Origin of the sequence: Paenibacillus popilliae ATCC 14706 (assembly GCF_000315235.1) — a bacterium.
Lineage (GTDB): Bacteria > Bacillota > Bacilli > Paenibacillales > Paenibacillaceae > Paenibacillus_B > Paenibacillus_B popilliae.
In genome coordinates, this window is record NZ_BALG01000310.1 from 1 (window position 1) to 228 (window position 228).

Here is a 228-nt window from a genome sequence, read left to right on the forward strand (position 1 = left end):
TTGTCCGAAATGGACTTTTATGGAATGATGAACCCGTTGGCTACACTCCGTATTCATAATCGAAAAATTAGAGAACTAGTACGGTGGTTCAATAAAGAAAAAGCTGTTCTAAAGAAGCTGCTCGGAGAGTTGAGGCAGATCGACATTCAAGCTAAGGAGCGCTTCAAAGAAAAGTATTTTGAAGTGGACCCCATTATTACAGCGTACAGAGAAACACTAAAAGAGGTT

Annotated in this window: 1 protein-coding gene; it reads left to right on the forward strand. The window is 39.9% G+C overall.

The genetic code is table 11. The annotated features are described in order from the left end of the window. Window positions 1-228: hypothetical protein (locus tag PPOP_RS24620; protein ID WP_006287815.1), on the forward strand; the 228-nt coding region annotated here is incomplete at both ends.